The organism is Ruegeria sp. CDSC021 (genome assembly GCF_059610845.1).
In genome coordinates, this window is sequence record NZ_JBXWOK010000017.1 from 44,286 (window position 1) to 62,908 (window position 18,623).

16 protein-coding genes and 1 tRNA gene are annotated in these 18,623 nt (G+C 54.4%); 6 read left to right on the forward strand and 11 right to left on the reverse strand.

Annotation, left to right across the window (positions count from 1 at the left end):
• Window positions 1-6: 6 nt before the first annotated feature.
• Window positions 7-1,440 carry an NAD(P)-dependent oxidoreductase gene (locus tag AC2FGB_RS18905; RefSeq protein ID WP_496694628.1) on the reverse strand — a complete coding sequence of 478 codons (1,434 nt, stop codon included), beginning with the start codon at window positions 1,438-1,440 and terminating at the stop codon, window positions 7-9.
• Between the two features lie 230 nt (window positions 1,441-1,670).
• Here AC2FGB_RS18905 and AC2FGB_RS18910 point away from each other — a divergent pair, with 230 nt between their 5' ends.
• Window positions 1,671-2,474, forward strand: coding sequence for an undecaprenyl-diphosphate phosphatase (locus tag AC2FGB_RS18910; protein ID WP_142640289.1), 804 nt, complete (start codon window positions 1,671-1,673; stop codon window positions 2,472-2,474).
• On the opposite strand, the gene AC2FGB_RS18915 is transcribed toward AC2FGB_RS18910, so the two are convergent.
• On the reverse strand, window positions 2,475-3,458 hold the full coding sequence (locus AC2FGB_RS18915; protein WP_496694629.1) for a complex I NDUFA9 subunit family protein: 984 nt from the start codon (window positions 3,456-3,458) through the stop codon (window positions 2,475-2,477).
• Window positions 3,459-3,656: 198 nt separating this feature from the next.
• Here AC2FGB_RS18915 and AC2FGB_RS18920 point away from each other — a divergent pair.
• A tRNA-Leu gene (locus AC2FGB_RS18920) sits at window positions 3,657-3,743 on the forward strand.
• Window positions 3,744-4,114: 371 nt separating this feature from the next.
• A complete protein-coding gene (locus AC2FGB_RS18925; protein ID WP_496690580.1) occupies window positions 4,115-4,870 on the forward strand; it encodes an SDR family oxidoreductase in 756 nt (251 codons plus the stop codon).
• A gap of 368 nt (window positions 4,871-5,238) precedes the next feature.
• Here AC2FGB_RS18925 and AC2FGB_RS18930 read toward each other — a convergent pair whose 3' ends face one another.
• Both AC2FGB_RS18930 and AC2FGB_RS18935 read right to left on the reverse strand, forming a co-directional pair.
• A complete protein-coding gene (locus AC2FGB_RS18930; RefSeq protein ID WP_496694630.1) occupies window positions 5,239-6,732 on the reverse strand; it encodes a DUF1254 domain-containing protein in 1,494 nt (497 codons plus the stop codon).
• Between the two features lie 32 nt (window positions 6,733-6,764).
• A complete protein-coding gene (locus AC2FGB_RS18935) occupies window positions 6,765-8,276 on the reverse strand; it encodes a DUF1214 domain-containing protein (RefSeq protein WP_496694631.1) in 1,512 nt (503 codons plus the stop codon).
• A 96-nt stretch (window positions 8,277-8,372) separates the two neighbouring features.
• On the opposite strand from AC2FGB_RS18935, the gene AC2FGB_RS18940 reads away from it, so the two are divergent.
• Window positions 8,373-9,395, forward strand: a complete 1,023-nt coding sequence (locus AC2FGB_RS18940; RefSeq protein ID WP_496694632.1) for a helix-turn-helix domain-containing protein — start codon at window positions 8,373-8,375, stop codon at window positions 9,393-9,395.
• Window positions 9,396-9,557: 162 nt separating this feature from the next.
• Here the strand turns inward: AC2FGB_RS18940 and AC2FGB_RS18945 are convergent, their stop codons facing one another.
• The 4 genes from AC2FGB_RS18945 to AC2FGB_RS18960 all read right to left on the reverse strand — a co-directional run bounded on the left by AC2FGB_RS18945 (window position 9,558) and on the right by AC2FGB_RS18960 (window position 12,983).
• A complete protein-coding gene (locus AC2FGB_RS18945) occupies window positions 9,558-10,469 on the reverse strand; it encodes a homocysteine S-methyltransferase family protein (protein ID WP_496694633.1) in 912 nt (303 codons plus the stop codon).
• 243 nt (window positions 10,470-10,712) lie between these two features.
• Complete coding sequence (locus AC2FGB_RS18950) at window positions 10,713-11,201, reverse strand: DUF8737 domain-containing protein (RefSeq protein ID WP_496694634.1); 489 nt, start codon at window positions 11,199-11,201, stop codon at window positions 10,713-10,715.
• Between the two features lie 55 nt (window positions 11,202-11,256).
• On the reverse strand, window positions 11,257-11,829 hold the full coding sequence (locus tag AC2FGB_RS18955) for a carbonic anhydrase (RefSeq protein ID WP_496694635.1): 573 nt from the start codon (window positions 11,827-11,829) through the stop codon (window positions 11,257-11,259).
• Between the two features lie 47 nt (window positions 11,830-11,876).
• A complete protein-coding gene (locus AC2FGB_RS18960) occupies window positions 11,877-12,983 on the reverse strand; it encodes an NmrA family NAD(P)-binding protein (protein ID WP_496694636.1) in 1,107 nt (368 codons plus the stop codon).
• Window positions 12,984-13,069: 86 nt separating this feature from the next.
• Between AC2FGB_RS18960 and AC2FGB_RS18965 the strand changes: the two genes are divergently transcribed.
• The gene (locus tag AC2FGB_RS18965; protein WP_496694637.1) at window positions 13,070-13,657 is read left to right on the forward strand and encodes a TetR/AcrR family transcriptional regulator; all 588 of its coding nucleotides are present in this window, start codon (window positions 13,070-13,072) and stop codon (window positions 13,655-13,657) included.
• Window positions 13,658-13,997: 340 nt separating this feature from the next.
• Here AC2FGB_RS18965 and AC2FGB_RS18970 read toward each other — a convergent pair whose 3' ends face one another.
• The 3 genes from AC2FGB_RS18970 to AC2FGB_RS18980 form a co-directional block, all read right to left on the reverse strand.
• Window positions 13,998-15,176, reverse strand: a complete 1,179-nt coding sequence (locus AC2FGB_RS18970; protein ID WP_496694638.1) for a carbohydrate porin — start codon at window positions 15,174-15,176, stop codon at window positions 13,998-14,000.
• The gene (locus tag AC2FGB_RS18975; RefSeq protein ID WP_246097354.1) at window positions 15,173-15,877 is read right to left on the reverse strand and encodes a DUF3299 domain-containing protein; all 705 of its coding nucleotides are present in this window, start codon (window positions 15,875-15,877) and stop codon (window positions 15,173-15,175) included. The genes AC2FGB_RS18970 and AC2FGB_RS18975 overlap by 4 nt, the downstream gene beginning before the upstream one ends.
• A gap of 86 nt (window positions 15,878-15,963) precedes the next feature.
• On the reverse strand, window positions 15,964-17,514 hold the full coding sequence (locus tag AC2FGB_RS18980; protein ID WP_496694640.1) for an amidohydrolase family protein: 1,551 nt from the start codon (window positions 17,512-17,514) through the stop codon (window positions 15,964-15,966).
• On the opposite strand from AC2FGB_RS18980, the gene AC2FGB_RS18985 reads away from it, so the two are divergent.
• On the forward strand, window positions 17,504-18,505 hold the full coding sequence (locus tag AC2FGB_RS18985) for an AraC family transcriptional regulator (RefSeq protein ID WP_271951637.1): 1,002 nt from the start codon (window positions 17,504-17,506) through the stop codon (window positions 18,503-18,505). The genes AC2FGB_RS18980 and AC2FGB_RS18985 overlap by 11 nt on opposite strands.
• Window positions 18,506-18,623 lie beyond the last annotated feature (118 nt).

Here is an 18,623-nt window from a genome sequence, read left to right on the forward strand (position 1 = left end):
CGGGGCTTATTCGGCTGCAACCGCAGCCGTGTTGTTGAAACGGTCAAGGATCGCGTCGGCGCAGTCGCGCCCATCGCGGATCGCCCAGACCACCAGCGAGGCACCGCGCACGATGTCACCGATGGCATAAACCCCGTCCATCTCGGTCTCGCCGGTCTCGAACGCTGCTTTTACAGTGCCCCAGCGAGTCACGGGCAGGTCAGGCTGGCCAAACAGGGTGGGCAGGTCTTCGGGCTCGAACCCCAGCGCCTTGATCACCAGATCAGCGTCTTCGACATAGTCCGCGCCTTCGATCAACTCGGGGGCCTGACGGCCGGTGGCATCGGGCTGACCCAGACGCATCTTCTGGACCATAACGCCGGAGACCTGATCATCGCCGGTAAAGCCCTTTGGTGCGCTTAGCCATTCGAATACGACGCCTTCTTCCTCGGCATTCTGCGTTTCGCGCTGCGATCCGGGCATGTTCGCGCGGTCGCGTCGATACAGGCATTTGACCGAGGTCGCACCCTGACGGATCGAAGTCCGCACGCAATCCATCGCGGTATCACCGCCACCGATCACGACAACTTTTTTGCCTTCGGCATTCAAACAGCCATTGTCGAAATCTTCGACCTCATCGCCAAAGCTTTTGCGGTTCGAGGCTGTCAGGAAGTCGATGGCCTTTTCAATACCCGTCAAACCGCTGCCAGGCATGGACAGGTCGCGCGACTTGTAAACGCCGGTTGCGATGATAATCGCATCATGTTTGGAACGGATTTCCGCGAATTTGGCGGCGTCCACGTCGCAATTCAGAACGAACTCAACCCCGCCATCAGCCAACAGGTCATTGCGGCGCTGAACAACGTCTTTTTCCAGCTTAAAGCCCGGAATTCCATACATCAGCAGTCCGCCTGCCCGGTCATGGCGATCATACACGGAGACCTGAATACCCGCACGGCGCAGCATGTCCGCCGCTGCCAGCCCACCAGGGCCGCCGCCGATGATGCCGACGCTTTCGCGGCGCTCAGCACCCGGCACGACCGGCTTGACCCACCCCTTTTCCCAGGCTGTGTCGGTGATATATTTCTCGATCGAGCCAATGGTAACAGTGCCGTGCCCAGATTGTTCGATCACGCAATTCCCTTCGCACAGGCGGTCCTGTGGGCAGATGCGCCCACAAATCTCGGGGAAGGTGTTGGTGGCCTGACTGGTGTGATAGGCCTCTTCCAGACGGCCCGTTGCGGTCAAGTTCAGCCAGTCGGGGATGTTGTTGTGCAGCGGGCAATGCGACTGACAATAAGGCACACCGCATTGGCTGCAGCGGCTGGCCTGTTCTTCAGCTTTGGCAGCAGCGAATTCGGCATAGATTTCGTCAAAGTCTTCCGTACGGGCATCTGCGGCCCGTTTTTCCGGCATTACTCGGTCGATCTGCACAAATTTCAGCATCGGTTGCTTGGCCACGGGTCAGACTCCATGAATTGGCTTGGTCGCGCCTCTTTAAAAGATGCGTAGGGGGATTAAAAGTCAAGTGTGCTGACCTTTTTTCAAAAACTTTGCTGGATTCCACCGATGACCAGTGAGAAATACAGGATATTAGTTCCGATTCGGACCTATTTGCATCCTTTTCTTTTCCTTACCGCGCTTATACGCAGGGATCACAAAGAACACGTGGCGGCAGCACGGGCAGGTAAATGAGTCTTTTTCAGTTGATTCTTGCAGCAGTCATTCAGGGAATTACCGAATTTCTGCCGATCTCATCTTCGGGTCATCTGATACTTTTACCCAGCCTGACCGGTATGGACGATCAGGGGTTGGCCATCGATGTCGCTGTGCATGTGGGCACTCTGGGCGCCGTAATTCTGTATTTCTGGTCTGATGTGAAAATGGCGATTTCCGGACTGCCGCAGGCTCTTTTGGGGCGCACCGATACACCACAAGCCCGATTGGCCCTGGGGCTGATTCTGGCCACGATCCCAACCGTCATTGTCGGAGCGATCCTGTTCAAAACCGGGCTCAGCCAGTCTCTGCGCTCAATGACGGTCATCGGCTGGACGATGCTGGGGTTCGGCATATTGCTCTACTGGATGGACCAGAAAGGGCCGCAAAGCAAAGAAACCTCTGACTGGGGCCTGCGCGATGCGATGATCATGGGCCTGTGGCAAGTTCTGGCGCTGATCCCCGGAACATCCCGGTCCGGGATCACGATCACCGGGGCGCGCCAGCTTGGATACAGCCGCGAAGACGGTGCACGCATCGCGATGTTGATGTCCATACCCACGATTCTGGCATCCGGAGCGCTGCTGTCCACAGAGGTCATCCGCCAGGCAAATGCCCAACTGGCGTTCGACAGTGCTGTTGCTGCGTTCTTTGCATTTCTGTCCGCGCTGCTTGCCTTGTCGCTAATGATGCGCCTGTTGCGCAGCGTCAGCTTTACGCCATACGTGATCTACCGCGTAGTAGTGGGCGCAATCCTTCTGGTCATCGCCTACAGCTGATCAGGTCCGCATATTGCTGGCCGAGTTCTGTATGTCATCATACTGACCCGAGGGGCGGAACTTCCACAGATAATCCGGCAGGACCGAATCCAGCGTCGCCGGCTCGATCCCCAGATCGGCAAAGCCAAGCGCGCTATCTGAGACAACATTGTCGTGACGCAGATTCTTGAGCTGATCACGCGTCAGGATATTGTTCGGAAACAACTGAAAGCTCGCAAATTTCATTATGTCCAGCATTCCCGCCATGATCCGGGCCACCCAAAAGGGAATCCCAAGGACAATCCGATGGCGGTTGATCACATCCAGCATCTGCAGCATCAACGCACGGAAGGTTTTCACTTCGGGTCCGCCCAATTCGTAGACACCCCCGCTGGCCTGCCCCAGCACGCCCTGCACCGCAGCCTTGGCGACATCATCCACATAGACCGGCTGAAATTGCGTCTGGGCCCCGACCAGCGGCAGAAATGGCCCCATTCGGGTCATCGCAGCGAAACGGTTGAAGAACTGATCCTCGGTTCCGAAAATCACCGAAGGGCGCAGGATCATTGCACCCGGCATATGCGCCAGAACACCGGCCTCTCCCCGCGCTTTGGTACGAGAATATTCGCTCCCCGCCTCGGCATTAGCACCAATGGCCGAGATATGGACCATACGGTTTACACCTTCAGCGGCTGCTAGACGCGCAACGCGTTCAGCCCCTTCGGTTTGAACGGTATCGAATTCATTCCGGCCAATCTCGTTCAACACACCAACACAGTTCACCACCGCATCAGCCCCCCGCATCGCCAAAGCAACCGAAGCGTCATCGCGGATGTTACACAGGACAGGTTCGACTTGCCCCACCGCACCGTAGGGTCTAACAAACATCGCTTCGTTCGGACGGCGCACCGCAACCCGAACGCGCCAGCCTTCATTCGCCAGACGTCGCGCAATATACCGGCCGACAAATCCGGATCCGCCATAAATCGTGACCAGTTTGGACATTTGAGGGCTCCTGCTATTGGGTCCTGATCCGATCTACCGCCCAATGCCCTTTCAAACAAGGCGCAATAACGCCGCGCAGCCACGAAAAAGCAACGCGGCACAGACGGTTGAAAGCAGTGGTTAAAAAACTTTCAAAAAACTTTCCGAATCCGGTTGACGCCTTCCGCCAGTAGGCTTAAACGCCCCTCCACGACACCTGCCCAGGTGGCGGAATTGGTAGACGCGCTAGCTTCAGGTGCTAGTGTCCGTATGGACGTGGAGGTTCGAGTCCTCTCCTGGGCACCAAATTTCCATAATATTATTATATTTTTCAATCACTTAAGGCGGGTATCTGTATTTCTATCCACCTTATAGCCCACCTTTGAGCGTATGGTGTTATTCCAGCTTTCCGACTTGAAGGGCGGAGAGCTGGCCTTGGCCGCGAGTGCAAAGCGAACAGTTTATTAAGGAGATATTGCACTTGCAACAGCGTTGGTACTGATCCCAATAAAGTGATTTCGCTACCGCGAACGAACGGCGGCTCCCGTTTGAGGTCAACCAATTGATCCGTTTCTTGCGCTTTCACCTCAAGTAGCTCAACACCCGCAAGAACCGGGTCGCGATTCACTCGCATCATTCCTTAGGTGATTGGCATGTAATTTCAAAAAGGCATGACCATGGAACTTAAAGACAAAACCATCATCATTACCGGCGCGAGCAGCGGAATCGGTGCTGCAGCAGCGCTTCTGTTTGCCTCGGAAGGGGCGAATGTTGTGTTAGGTGCCCGCAGGGAAGCTCAGCTAAACACACTCGTCGGGCAGATTACCCAAAGCAACGGGCGCGCCGTTTACCTTGCGGGCGACGTGACGGACGAAACATATTCCAGGGATCTTGTTGATCTGGCGAAACGGCAGTTTGGCGGCCTTGATGGCGCATTTAACAATGCGGGCATTATGGGCGAGATGGGTCCAATTCACGAAATGGAGTCCGGCAACTGGCAGTCGGTTCTTGCTACAAACCTCAACAGTGCATTTTTTGCGGCCAAAGCGCAGATTCCGGCAATGGAGGAACGCGGTGGCGGGTCTATTGTATTCACCGGAACTTTTGTTGGTGTCAGCAATGGGGGAATGCCCGGCATGGGGGCTTATGCCGCATCAAAGGCTGGACTGATTGGGCTCGTACAGTCTTTGGCATCTGATCATGCGGCCAAGAGGGTCCGTATCAACACTATTTTGCCGGGTGGTACTAAAACTGACATGGCCGGCGATGATCCTGCGACGCACGACTTTATTGCCAACTTGCATCCCCTGAAACGCATGGCGGAGCCAAAGGAGATTGCCCAATCTGCATTGTTCCTTCTGTCAGACCGGGCAAGCTTCGTGACGGGTTCTCCGGTCGCCGTTGACGGTGGTATGGCGACCCGCCTGCTTTAGATATCTGCCGTTGGTTGCTTCGTAACCAACGGCGGTCTCCATCCAGACAAGATAGATCGCCCAAAAATCCATATCGTGGTGAACGCCATCTTTGACGACTTTCTCCAGGGTATCGTCACCGCAGACTGAATATTCGGATTGGACTTTCGCTGCTCGTCGCCTTTTTGATCAGGTAGATGGCCTTTGTTGCGCAAATCGGAGTTTGAGCGCAGTTCCCCCTTCCCCGGACAGACTTATCCTATATCTGCGGCTCAACTGAGGATGATGCCGCGCTGCCTCCGAGGTCCGCTCTGAGCCCAAAACCGACACCGAAGAAAATGCAAGACGACGCCAAAAAGTAGCGTCGCCCGATAGTCGCGGCTGTCGCTTTATTCTACCAGTTCCAGATCACCAGGACGCCAGGTCTTGTCGAACCAAGGCTCGAGCGGTCCGTAGAGGCGCATCATCACGTTGAAGCTTTGCCCGGGCATGGTTTGCGTCCAGTTGTTCTCCCAACCTTCTGGGGCTTCTGGGCCAAAATAGATGCTGGTACTCCCATCCTCATTCGGCTTTATCCCCGGTCGATTAGAGTCGATACCACCGGATTCCAGGTCAGTTTCAAGGATCGACCGTGTCTGTCCGCTATACAACATAAACGACGCAAAGTTTTTCGCGGGAACGGGTGCCGGGAGAGTTACCTTGTAGGTTTTTGAGCCATCCAGGTACTGTCCGTTGTTGTCTCGCGCCGTCATCGCATAGACAGACCCCGTACCGACCGGTGGCGAGGTCATCGCAGGCGTTATGCCCGTCGCCATATAGAAAAAGTATGAACGGTCATCGAGTATGCGTGCACCATCCTCAAGAAACAGATAGCTCTGACGTTGAAACGGTGAGTTCCATTGCCGGTCTTCATAAAAGAAAACTCCCGGATCGCGCGAGGCATACGTAATCGCTCGCGCCGTGGCGTTTGCTATCGCTGCCGCCTCCTTGAAAATGGCCTGCATACGGGCATCGGGTTCGAAGGGCTCGCCCTTCCTGATCCCTATGGAAGCAAACGTTCCTACAATTTCCGGACTGAACGCACCAATTGGATTGTTTTCGAGCGCGACGTGGATCTCTTCAAAAAAGTCTTCGTTGTTCGCGTGAACGGTGTTGTGTTGGACGCCTGAGATATTCAGGAAAGTTTCCGCGGGTGGATTATCTGCTTCACTAAGCGGATATACATTCAGACCCGCCTTGATCTCGGCAACGGGCCCAGCTGTATCTCCGTCTGCGTCCGGTGAGCGTCTCAGCAACAACCAGTGCTCGTTTGTCTTGGTGCGAAGCTCGAAGAACCCGTCGGGCACCGGCGTTTCATCATCGTTGTGCAAGAGTAGGTATTTGCCGCCTTCTCCCTTATCCGCGCCGAGCGCCCCGATATCCGTCACGTAGTCAAATGCGGCATCATCCAGCAACCCAAGCAGACCTGCCGGAACCTCAATCACCATCGGGCCATCAGAGATATCGACATTCGAACCAATGTAGATTGTGGTGGTATTGGGCGTCAGCCAGATGGATCGCGCGTCCAGCAGGTCTTCTGCAATCACGACGTCATTAGGATTGACGCCTAAGTCCTCGTACCCCTGAAACATAGCCCGAAGCGAAGCGATTTTCATACCATCTAAGAACGCCGTCGTAGCCCTAATCAGATCAAGGTTATCGAAGACCTTCTCCACCGTCTCGGGCGATGGCATACCATCGAAGAATTCAAGATCACCAAGCGTCTGGGTCTCGACTCGGTCTGGAGTTAGAATATTGTCAGGCACGTCGGCTTTGAACTCTTGGGCTGTAGATTGCGATCCGACTACTAGTGCGAACAGCAAGGCAACTGACTTTGCTTTCACTATTACCTCCATTGGTTTTTTTGGTTTTGTGGTCAGTTTACTTTTTCGAGATCTCCCAACATCCAGCCACTTTCCAACCAGCCGTCTTGCGGCCCGTAAAGGCGGAATAACAGGAAGTACGGCTCTGTGGTTGGTATCCAGTTGCTTTCCTTTCCGTCCGGAGCCTCTGGGCCAAAAAAAATGTCGTAGGAGCCGTCTTCATTAGCCTGCATCGCATCAGTGTCGCGCTCGGACAAACCGACAGGATCAACGTTCCGAATGAAGCTCTTGGTCTCCATCGAATAAACAATCACGGACCAAAAATCGTCGGCAGGTGTGTCCGCTGGGACGTTCAGTCTATAGGTCTGATTGTGATCGTACATTTCTCCGTCGCTGTCGCGCAGACCTGTCAGATAAAATGTACCTCCGCCCAGTTGTTTCGGCAGGTATGTAATCCAGAAATAACTGCCGCCCGCACGCGCATCCACAAGGACTTCGGTCTCTGTCTCATACGGGAAACCAGCCTCCGGTTGACCTTCGGCGAAGTCCCAAATCAGCCACTGGCTCCTCATCTCGCCGCTATCGTCGACCCAAAGTGGGATCATGGCTTTCCCAGGCGTCACAAAGTAATTCTGCATCGAGGCATATGCGAGCAGCAAGCCCTCGTTCATTGCCTGCATCTGAAGTTCACTTGGCTCGAAAGGCTTTCCCTTTTCGATCCCGAGATCTTTCAAAAAATTCACCATAACCTTGTCTTGTGGACGTATCGGGTTGTTTTGAACGTAATCGTTCAAGTCCTGAAAGAAGGTCTCGTTGTAGTAAGGAAGCGAGTCGTACGGGACTTCGGACGCTTCGAAATAGTTGTTTGGCGGTGGATTGTCGGCCTCAGACAAATAGTAGACCTTTATTGTCTGAGCGTAGTCGGCCGCATCGGCGTCCGTTCCGCCATTCGTCAGTTTTGGCCGGAACGAAAAACCATACTCGTAGGTATCTGTTTCAAAGGGAAGGTATCCCGCCTCAGTTAATTCCTCTAGGGACATATCCCCTTCGTAGCCTGGGGGTAGCATGAGGTACTTGCCGCCGGCACCTTCATCGAAACCATCGGGACCAACGTCCACGATAGGAACATCCCAAGCATTCACGATTGTACCGAAGTAGTTCACCTTGTCGGTAGCTGCGGGCACTTCAATGACAAGGGGACCGGGTTCGGAGGTCATTGAAGCCCAAGCATAGGCCGTAACATCGTTAGCCGTAATAAACCCATGTTTGGAATCGAACGGCTTGTTGAGATAAATGATGTCGTTGTAGTCGCCACCGAGGTCGCGGCGAATGCCCTTCAGAAAATCGATCATACCAGCGGCGGGCATTCCCCAGATGGCCGTCTGAGTGGCGCGCTGCACCATGATCTTGTACTCGATGTCCTCGACCTCGGCTGATCGTGCAAGGATGTCGCCCGTGTCGTTGAAGGACTGGGAGAAAACTGGTGAAGCAGAAATACCTGCGCCGAGCACCATTCCCAAAAAATGCATCGAAAAACCGCCGTGTAATGGCCGAAGTATTTTCATATTGCAATGCTCCCTGCTGTTTAGGGAAAGCTTGCACATCCGTTCAGCCGATGCGTATCATTTCACGACACGCGGGCAAACAAGCGGGTTGACGGATTGAACCTACCACCGATGATTTCGGCCAAGGCCTTGGGCGCGATGCCCCAGTTTGTGCTTGAGGCCGCAGGGGAAAGGCGCCTGTTGCGTGCTTTTGACTCGGCCGATCTTCCTGTTCACTTCATTGAGGAAAGAGGCGGTTACATCTCGGAGCATGCCTTGGCGACCTTTGTGCACGAAGCCGCACGATCCGCGGGACAACAAAACATCGGATTGTTGTGGTCACCGTATCTCACCGTCGCTGATTACGGCGCCTGGGGGAGCTACGTTCTTTCTGCTCCAATGCTGGGGGCAGCGCTAATACGAGCTTCTGCCGTCATGCCATTTCATTCGTCCGCGGATCGCGCGTGGCTTGAAACTACGGGCAGTAGCGCGCGTTACTGTTATCGTTTTGGACTTCGCTCGCATTTCGCGTATCCGGACATCGGTTTCTCGGCCGTTGGGGTTTTTCTGAGCATATTCCGCGCGTATTTAGGAAACGACTGGAAGCCATCGGCCGTGCTCTTGGACTTCCCGAAGGTTCCTGGATTTGTCGAGGCAGAAGACACCTACGCTTGTCCTGTAATCTGGAACGCCACCCGGCTTGGGGTTGAGTTTGATGCATCGACTTTGCGAGCCGAAGCCACGCCCAAAAAACTTAGCGGCGGCTCGACAACTGTCGGAGATATTTCTCGTGAACGATTGGGCGGCCCCCCCCAAACACTTCGAGGACAAGTCGAAGAGGTGGTTTGGCAACAAATTCATCGGGAGGAAATGTCGATTGATGCCACCGCGCGTTCGCTCGATCTTGGCGTTCGCACACTACAACGGAAGTTAGCAAGCGAAGGGGTTCGTTTTCGCGAAATCGTCAACGATGTTAGGGTAGCAAGGGCCGAGGAACTCCTAACGGATACGCGCGAGACAGTCTCCAGTATCTCCTCCATGCTAGGATATGAAACCGCAAACAATTTCAGCCGCGCATTTAGGAATTTGACGGGACTGGCGCCCTCTGACTATCGCAAGATGAACTCCGACCATAGTTGACTTGTGGGTCGCGAGACCAGTCTTCGAATGCCTGCTTTGTCCGCATTCCCGTCATAACCTAAGACACCGATATGCTCCTGCAGCGAAGGTCTGGAAAGCGGGCTGCAAACGCGGCATTTCGACCCTCGGTCTAGTGACCGGTTTGGGCCGGAAGTAGGTTAGCTACGCGAGCTCGCTGGCAATCGATTTTAGATGACGCATGTCGGTTCCGCAGCACCCTCCGAATACTTGGACCAACGGATTGTTCCGAGCAATCTTGGCAATTTGCTGACCAAGTTCAACGGGATCGCCTTCGTCCAGTTCATCTGTTTCGTCAAGTTCCGTATGAGAGCAACTTGAAGCGTTCGCCACCACACCTCTCAGCCTCGGGTGGTTGCCAAGCGCTCCAGCGAAATGGGTCGGATGAGCGCAATTGACCATAAAGAACATTGCCGCCTTTTCCGATTCTCCATCGATCTGCTCAATTGCGTCCACAAGTTTGGTTCCGTCCGCCAGGCACCCATCTGTCTCAACAACCAGAGACATGACGATCGGCAAACCAGCATCTCGGGCGGCGAGGATGCATCCTGTTGCCTCACTTGGACGGTTGAATGTATAGGCGGTGACGAGGTCGACAGTTGTGCCTTTCAGGCTGTGCATTTGAGCGGCGTGGTATTGCCGTGCATCTTCGACGGATATCGGCGGGATGTCGGCGTAAGGATCAAAGCGTGGGCCTATACAGGCCGATACCAATACATCTTCGCGAGCGGCGGCCCGGCGCACGTCTTCCACTAGACTGACTGCATCATTGTTCACCTCTACAAGCCGTTCTGCATCGTACCCCAAAGGTGCCGCCCGGTCGGCGTTCGCCATCCATGTGGGCGCATCAAGAATACAACCGACATTCATTTCGCTAGCTAGATCGACAAGAGCCTGCATCTGACCGGCAAGTATCGCTCTAGTGTCAGGCTGTTCGAGCAATGGAAACGAGGCAAATCCGGGTAGCTCAAGTCCATGATTGAATATCAGGTCGGTGCCAGTACCGGCATAAACTAAAAAGGTCTTGTCACCTTTGTTTTGGAGCTGTCGTGCCATCCTGATCTACGCCCTTTTCCCTTTCTATTCATAAGGAACCTACATTTTCTCGGGTCTCCTGTGAACCTATGGGCTGCCAGTACGCATGCCCTAATTTGTCCGAACGGCTGGCAAACACAGCGAATGTCTGAAAAGCGGGCTGTAGTTGCAGCAATCTAGGGGCATGTCGAGCGTCCGGTATGGGCCGTGAGACTCAGTGGGGCAGGCAGCAGCACTGCCTGCCTGAGAAGCACATTTGTTCTGTCATGCCGACGCTGTCTTGGGCCAATCTGCCTTCAACAGCCGTGCAAAGATCATCACATGTGTGACCAAAAGTACCGGGACAAAGAATGTTGGAATGAACCAAGTGGGGCCAAAGTAGTTAATTGCCTCGGCTTGGCGCAAGGCGTTCACCAGATCGACAGTACCAAGGATGTTGAAACCCCACACCAACGGAAGGGCAACCACTGATCTCCATCGCAAAGAGATAAGCGCGGCGATTGCCAGAAACGCCGAAAGTAGATCGCCATAGCTGGCGCTGGTTGCGAACGCCTCGGGCAACCCTCCGTTGTTGAGATTTGGTACCATGAAGCTCATTCCGATGTGTCGGAAAGCATGTGGCAACAGCAGGATTGAGAGCGCCGCCGCCGCCGACAGCCTTGCAAGCCAGGGTGCAACGTACCACGCCGCGATCAGAGCAAAGACAAAGAGACTCATCGCGAACTGAAGAAGGAATATCACTGTGGGCGTCATCTGATCGGTCCTTTCGATATGCGTTTGTTTACGTGAATTGGGGGTAGGCAGACCTTCACCCTCGAGCCGCAGTTTGCGATACGCTCAACTCGGCCCGGATCGCACCCAATGATGCGGCCGGAGCAATCTCGTGGGCTGTTCCAGTGGCGACATCATAAAGCAAGGCTGAGACGGTGATTGCGTCCGGTACCTCCGGTGCTACCGCTAGGCGCTTGATGTCTGCGAAAAGGTCGCTTTCCTGATCCGTGATCGCGTACTCGGACACATCTATCCCAAGCTTTTTCAGCAGCGCGTCCTGAAAGTCTGGATTGGACAGCCGCTGGGCTCCACATTGTGTGTGCTGCATCAGGATTACGTTGAAACCCTGTTCCCGACCCTCCGTCATAGCGCTCACCAGAAAGGCGAGAGTAGCGATTTCTTCGATTGCGGCGCGTGTAACCCTTCCGCCATTGTTCCGGATTACAACCGCATCACCAAGCTCCAGTCCGAGGATGTGCGCGGGATCGACCCGGGCATCGCCGCAGGTCAGAACAACCGTTCGCAACTTTGGCAGGATCGGCAGGTTAGCACTGTCAAAGCCCGCCGCGAATTCTTGGTTTCGAGTGATAAGTTCGTCCTGAATGTTCATTCAGAGGTCCTTTCGTCTTGGGGGACAATCCTTCGTCGTTTGCGGTCTCAGGCAACACGCTTCGGTTCGGTTTGTACGTCCTTGGGTTGGTGCTTTTCCGTCCAGGCCGCATTGTCCTGACAGAACGAAGCGGATGAGAGCTGCACGTAGTCTCGCTGCTTCTGAGCGTGATCAAGATCGAACGGGCGCGTCGTGAGAATCTTCAGGAAGATGCCGATCGCGCCTATGCTGCGGGACAGGCTGCGCACCAGGTCGGGTTGTTCAGCGACCTTGCGCCGTACAATGCTTTCGAAGGCTTCAGGTTCGTGCCCGCTGACTTGGAACACGTCTTCGGTTGGGGCGTTCACCGCGAAGGTGCCTCGCCGGTACTCTTCTGAATAGATTGCAAGCTGGGTGACTGCCGCTTCCGAATAGTTTGCTGGGCGAAGGGCTTTCAGCGCCTTGACCATCATACGCTCGGAAATGTCGGCGTAGCGAACACGCCGCCCCAGCGCACGGCCCATTGCTTCAGCGATCTCGTTGGGTGACAACAGCGTTGGGCCCGTGGGACGATAAGTCTTGCCTGCATGGTGTGCCGGATCCGTCAAGGCACCGACAACCACGCGGGCAATGTCTTCGTTTGAGGGGGCTGCATTCTTCTTCATGTCGCCGTCGCCGAGCGGCATCGTGAACTGCCCAAGATGGGCCGCCATGCCCAGTACCATCAGGTAGTTTTCGGCAAACCAGCCGACATTCACCGTGGTCACAGACATCTCGGGACGCATGCCGATCAGGATGTCGCCCAGATAGACTTCGCGTGTAAACAGGGATGGGTGATCCACGCTGGACAGCCATTGGCTAAGTGTAGCGACGTGTTCAATCTTTGATTGGTAAGCCGCAGCAGTAAATACCGCGTTGAAGTGCAGCCCGTTGGGTGCCGTCGGGGCGCATTGATAAGCCCGCTGCACGCCATTCATGGCGTTGCGCATGTCGCTCAGGGAATACTGGTCACCCACGAACAATTCAGCACCAGCGCGCTCAAGTAGGTCAGAACGATGATCTCTCCGCCGTATGAACGCACGGACAGGGTAAGCTTTTGCTTTGAGCTGAAGCGCGACTTGCAGCCCGGTCTTACCGCTTGCGCTTGTGACGAGGATCTTGGGCTTGGCAGGCACGGGCACACTCCTTTAGATGATACTTGCAATCTATATTTTAGATGGTACATGTAATCTTAAATGTCAACCCCGTCTGGGAGCGGAAAATGCCGAGAATGTCGGAAGCGGAAAAACAACGCAGTCACAAGAGGATATTGGATGCCGCAGCGCAGTTGTTCCGCGAGCGCGGTATCGAAGCGACTAGCCTCGCGGACGTCATGAAGGCAGCCGGAATGACACATGGCGGTTTCTACCGACATTTCGAGTCGAAAGAAGATTTGATCGCGGCAGCCTTCTGGCACGCAGTCGACGATGTGGTTTCCGACATGGAGCGCGAAGAAACCAGCGAAGGGCGAAAGAAGGAGCGCCAAGGCTACATAGCCAAGTATCTTTCCCAAGCTCACGCTCAAGATAGTCGGAACGGATGCCCGTTGGCGGCGATGGGAACAGAGCTTGCCCGCACAACGGGCGCGCCCCATCAAGTGGGCGCACAGGCGTTAGATCGCATGGCGGCCCTTTTGCAGGACACGTCGGAAACCGGTTCGGGTCAGGGCTTAGCTGCGATGGCGCTCTTGATGGGCACGATTACCCTGGCTCGTCTGACGGAATCAGAAGAAGAGGCAGACCGAGCGCTGGAAGCAGGGCGCACAGCCATAGGTTTGCTTCAGGATTATTGGCCGAAAGAAAGATCCTAACTGTGGCAGAGTATCCCGAGAATTTGACGGCTATGTTGTGGTTTGCCGTCACCCGCTATTCGACAATGCTGCAAGGTGCACGAACGGCAGCAATGCGCAGGCTGCGCTGCAGCGTCGAGTGGTGAGGCAAACGGCTGGTTTGGGCCGGCCATGATTTGGGTAGTTGGCGAGGCCCAGCAGATACTGCGCTGCCTCCGATGTCCACAACGAGCCCAAAGCTAGCGGGTGCTGCAGTCCGCGCTAACGGTGGCAACGCGCAGAAAGCGGGCTTTGCTAAGTCCTGTTGATCTCACTTAGTCGCCCTTTGGCACTGCCACTTACCTATTGCATTCACCCCGCATTAGAAAACGATCCGGGTTCTTAGACCGAACAGGGTAATCCGGTCCTGATCGGGATTTAGAAGCGGGTCGGAAATGAATTGTACCGATGGCGTGATCTGCAGTCCGGGTGCGATTGAAAAACGGTAGAATGCTTCGAGTGTGAACTGATCGCCATCTATGCCTCTTGCCTCGGCCCAGTTCAGGCCCAACCCGGCCAAATCGGTATTGCGACCGTAGTAGCCAATACCCGCAGAAACGGACCGATCATAGAGTGCTGCTGCCCCTTTTGAGGCCCCTGCCCGGAAGAACGGCATCCACTTATTGTCAATAAACCATGCTGCTGAGAACGCGGCACCGTAATCTTCTGGACGGCTACCATCGTCAGCCGCATCCGCATGCCAGAGGGTCAGATGGATATTGTCGAAGTAAATGCGATCAAAGCCAGAGGTGTAACCAAGTTCGAGTGATTTGAAGAGATTGCCGTCGCTAAACACATCAAAGTTTGGATCAGACGGGTCGGCGTTTGCGTCTGAGACGCTCGCGACAGCGTAGAGGTTCTTGCTCAGCTTTATCCCGCCCGCAATGCCAAGGCCTTGGTTGGGTGCGTTGATTGTCGGGTTGGTATTGAAAGACAGGTTTTGGAAACCACTGTATGGGCTTACCAACCCATAAATGTCCACAAAGTCCGTTACATCAATCTGGCCGACTTGCAGCGTCCACGAACCGTTCTCGGCCCTTTGGGTCCAGAACAGGTTGGTCAATAGCAAACCATTATCGTTGAAGGCTGTTCCCGTGATCGAAAGGGCTCCACCATCCAGACCAAGAAACTGTGGGGCAACATCGGTATAGTTGTGCCGGTCTTCGATCTTGAATGTCAAAGACCCCTGTTCAGTCGCCTGCCAACTGCCATAGAACCGCGCAATTCCGCTGGCAGCTTCGCCCTCCCCCAGATCCGCGTTCGTGGTTTGGCCCAATGCCAAGTAATCAATGTTGAACCGAAACCCATTCTCCGCCAGTCGGTCTTTCCACTGAAACCAACCCGGTGCGGTATTGCGCGGAAAATCGGAACGATATTGTGGATCGGTCAGTCCATCTCCGGGCTCAAGATCAGCTTCGACCGAAGAGGGCCCGGACAGACCTTGAGCCGACGCCGCGCCGGCAAAGACAATACTCAGTACGACAACGAGAAGTCTTATCATTCAGACGCTTTTGCCCCGCCGGTCTTGCGATTGCCCGCCGCTCGGATACGATCAGCGGCACGCTGCTTCCATTCCAGCCTGTCTGCTTCGGTTTCCAGAGTTTCGACACGTTCCGTCTCCAACTGGAATGTCGCACTCATAGGCATGAGGCCGTCCACAACCATCATATTCTGAACAGTGGGATCGATAGTCAGCGTGCCCGTCAGCCGAACGGGTTCGTGGAAATAGCTGGGCGTCCAGTCGCCATTCAACCGCACGCGAATCATTTGATTGGGTTGGGGCGGGGGCATGTGGCTACACATTCCTCGTTCTGGCACTAGATACGCCACAGATCGCCCGTCTGGATCGCTCGGGCCCGGGATGGCAAAGCCCGCGATTGTTATTGTTTGACCGTCGAATTGCGGATTTCCGTTTGTTCCTGCCTTTCTTCGCCGTTCTTTCACAAGCTCTCTTTGATCGAGCAGCCAATCGACATCAACGCCAACTCCCGCCAAGGCATCCTCGGTCTCGGTCAGAAGCTCCTGCCAATTCAGTCTTTCTTCCGCGCTGCCAGTGTCTTGCTGCAGCCTGCCACGCATCCGCACAACGAATAGGACGTCGTCGAACTGTTCGGGGCTGAGCTCCCGATAGGGATCCTCAAAGACCTGCACAGATGGGTCCGGGAGGTCTGCCCAATCCAGCGCTGCTCCTGGCGTTGCCATGGCGGAATGACCGTAACAGACCAAACCCGCGAGCAAGACGGAACGAAACCAAAGGAACATGAATACTCTCCAGTCGAGTTTTGGGGTCAATTCAGTGTATTTTTGTATATCACACCGTCCTTCATGATAAGCCGGATCGTTTCAGGGCTTTCCGGCCTCGGATCGGCACCAAACCACTGATCACCCGTGCCAACGACCGAGAAGTCTTCGAGGGGGTTACCATCGATCAGCAGGATGTCTGCATAGGCGCCTTCCTCGATCACACCCAGTTTTCCTGCGGTATAAGGGTTCATAAAGTCTCCTGATAGAGCGACTACCTCGCCACCCGTCGATGTCAACGTGACCATTGACGTGTAGGGGCCGAAAAAATCATTGTTTAAGTGTTTTTCGTAGGCAATCTGGATATTGCACGCCTCTACCGAACCAACACAGTCTGTCTGGAAACCCCGCTTCACCGGGCATTCTTTCATATTGTCGATATAGCCTGCAAATGTGGCCGAGGCAGACTTTGCCTTGGCAAGGCTCGCCGGAACATTCGCCACAGCTGGAATGTCGAGAAGGCCGGGGTCAAATGCCGTTAGGTTTGTTGTAATGTACGCACCCTTCTCGTTCATGACTTCGGCAATTTCGCAGTCAAAAGAAAAACCATGTTCGATTGACATAACACCTGCGTCGAGCGCACTCAGGATAGCTTCCTTACGATAGGAATGCGCCATGACATAGCTGCCATATTCATTCGCGACCTGCACGGCGGCTCTGATTTCTTCGGGCGACCCGGCCAGCAATTGCCAAGGGTCGAATGCCGACACGACACCACCGGATTGCATGAATTTCAATTGCGTCGCGCCCATACGAAAGTTGTTACGTGCGAATTTATAGACGTCATCAACACCACTGACCTCCTGAGCCATGTTCAGCCGACCCATGTTTGTCTCCGAACCAGGTGGTGCTGTGAAATTCGCGAAGTCAGCGTGACCACCGCGTGTTCCGATAAACGCCCCAGATGGATAGTAACGAGGGCCCTCGATTTGCCCCGAGTCAATCGCCCTACGTAGTCCGCCATTAGCGCCACCAGCATCCCGGACAGTGGTGAAACCCTGCATCAAATACATCTCGGCCATCCGCGCACCGTGTATGGCAAAGTCCTCCCAGGTCGTGTTGGCCTCCATCGCAGGCAAGGTCGGCCCCATCAGCATGAGATGTGCGTGTAGTTCAATAAACCCGGGTGTCAGTGTCCGCCCCTCTCCGTCAATGACTGTAGCATTGGGGGCATCGATCGCATCGGTCGATACGGACTTAATCAGGTTGCCCTCGACCAATACGCTGGCATTCTCGATACGCTGTTCATTCACGCCATCGAAGATATGCACGTTGGTAAACAACGTTTGGGGTTCTTCTTGATCCTGAGCCTGCGCGGATGCTGAAAAAGAAAGACCTGCAGCGACAATTACGGTCGAGCAAAGCGACATTCGTAGACCGGACATAAGTACTCCCTTCATATTCATGTTTTGCCAACTGTAGTCCGGAAAACTTTTCCTCGGTTGCCACTTTTGAATTAGCATGTTCGAATGTGTTCGTAAAAATGGCCACTGAATACAAATATTAATCATCACAAGGGTGACGAGCTTGCCTTTCAACTCCGCCTCTCAAGAGCATAGCGAGGGCTTTATTCGCCTCTCCTTAGCCGCTCCGTTTTTGCAATATCTCACCGAACGCAAGATCAATCCGCAACCAGCATTGGACCAGGTCGGATTGAAAGCCGAACTGTTGTCTGACCCATCCGTGTTCGTTCACTCAGAGCTGGTCTACGGATTGGTGAATGCCTTCTCAGAAGTATCAGGAGATCGATACCTAGGACTGAATGTAGGGGAGGCGTTTGACCTACAAGGATGGCCGCCCTTCGCTCAAGCCTTGCAATCTACGAAAACGTTATTCGAGTTTTTTACCCGCTTTGTTGGGCTCGTACCGCAGGAGTCCAATTCTGTGCGGCACAGCCTTGTGATTGAAGCAGACAAGGCGACTTATCGTATCGAGAGGCAACAGGAACCAACTGTCCCACCCATTCAGGTGACCGGTTTTGGTGCCGCAATCTATGTACGCCTATTGCAGACCGTCGTCGGAGATTCTTGGGATTCTTCGCGTGTGCGATGGGAAAGCAGATACATCAATGGGCTGCCTATCGACTACAAAGGGATCGAGGTTGGCCTTGGGACTGATCCCGGAATGCAAATTAGTTTTCCTGTGGGATGGTTGTTTTTGCACCATGTCTCTGAGGGCTCTGCCAAGCCCATAGCTTCACCTCAACAAGAGGAAGAAGTAACCGTGGTGGCAGCTTTGCGCTCTGTCTTACGCGACAAACTAGATGAAACCGATTTGGGACCTGAGATGGTGGCTGGAATGCTGGGAATACAACCGGAACGGTTTCTGAAAGCGCTTCAGCGACAAGGCACAACGCTACCCCGTGAAATCAAACGGCTGCGTGTCGATGTCGCCAAAGAGCACCTCAAAGAAGACCAGATGACAATTGCGGAGATTGGTCTGATGCTCGGCTATTCCGACAAGTCCCATTTCACTCGCTTTTTCCGAGGTCAAACCGGAATGACACCGACTAAGTTCCGAAGCAAGTAAATGTGGTCGAGCCAAAAGAAAACTTGGTTGGGAACGTACGACTAGGCTCCAGACTCATTGATTTACAGCCAGAATAGGACTGTAGCAGCGAGAGCGATGGCCGAGAGGAATACCTTTG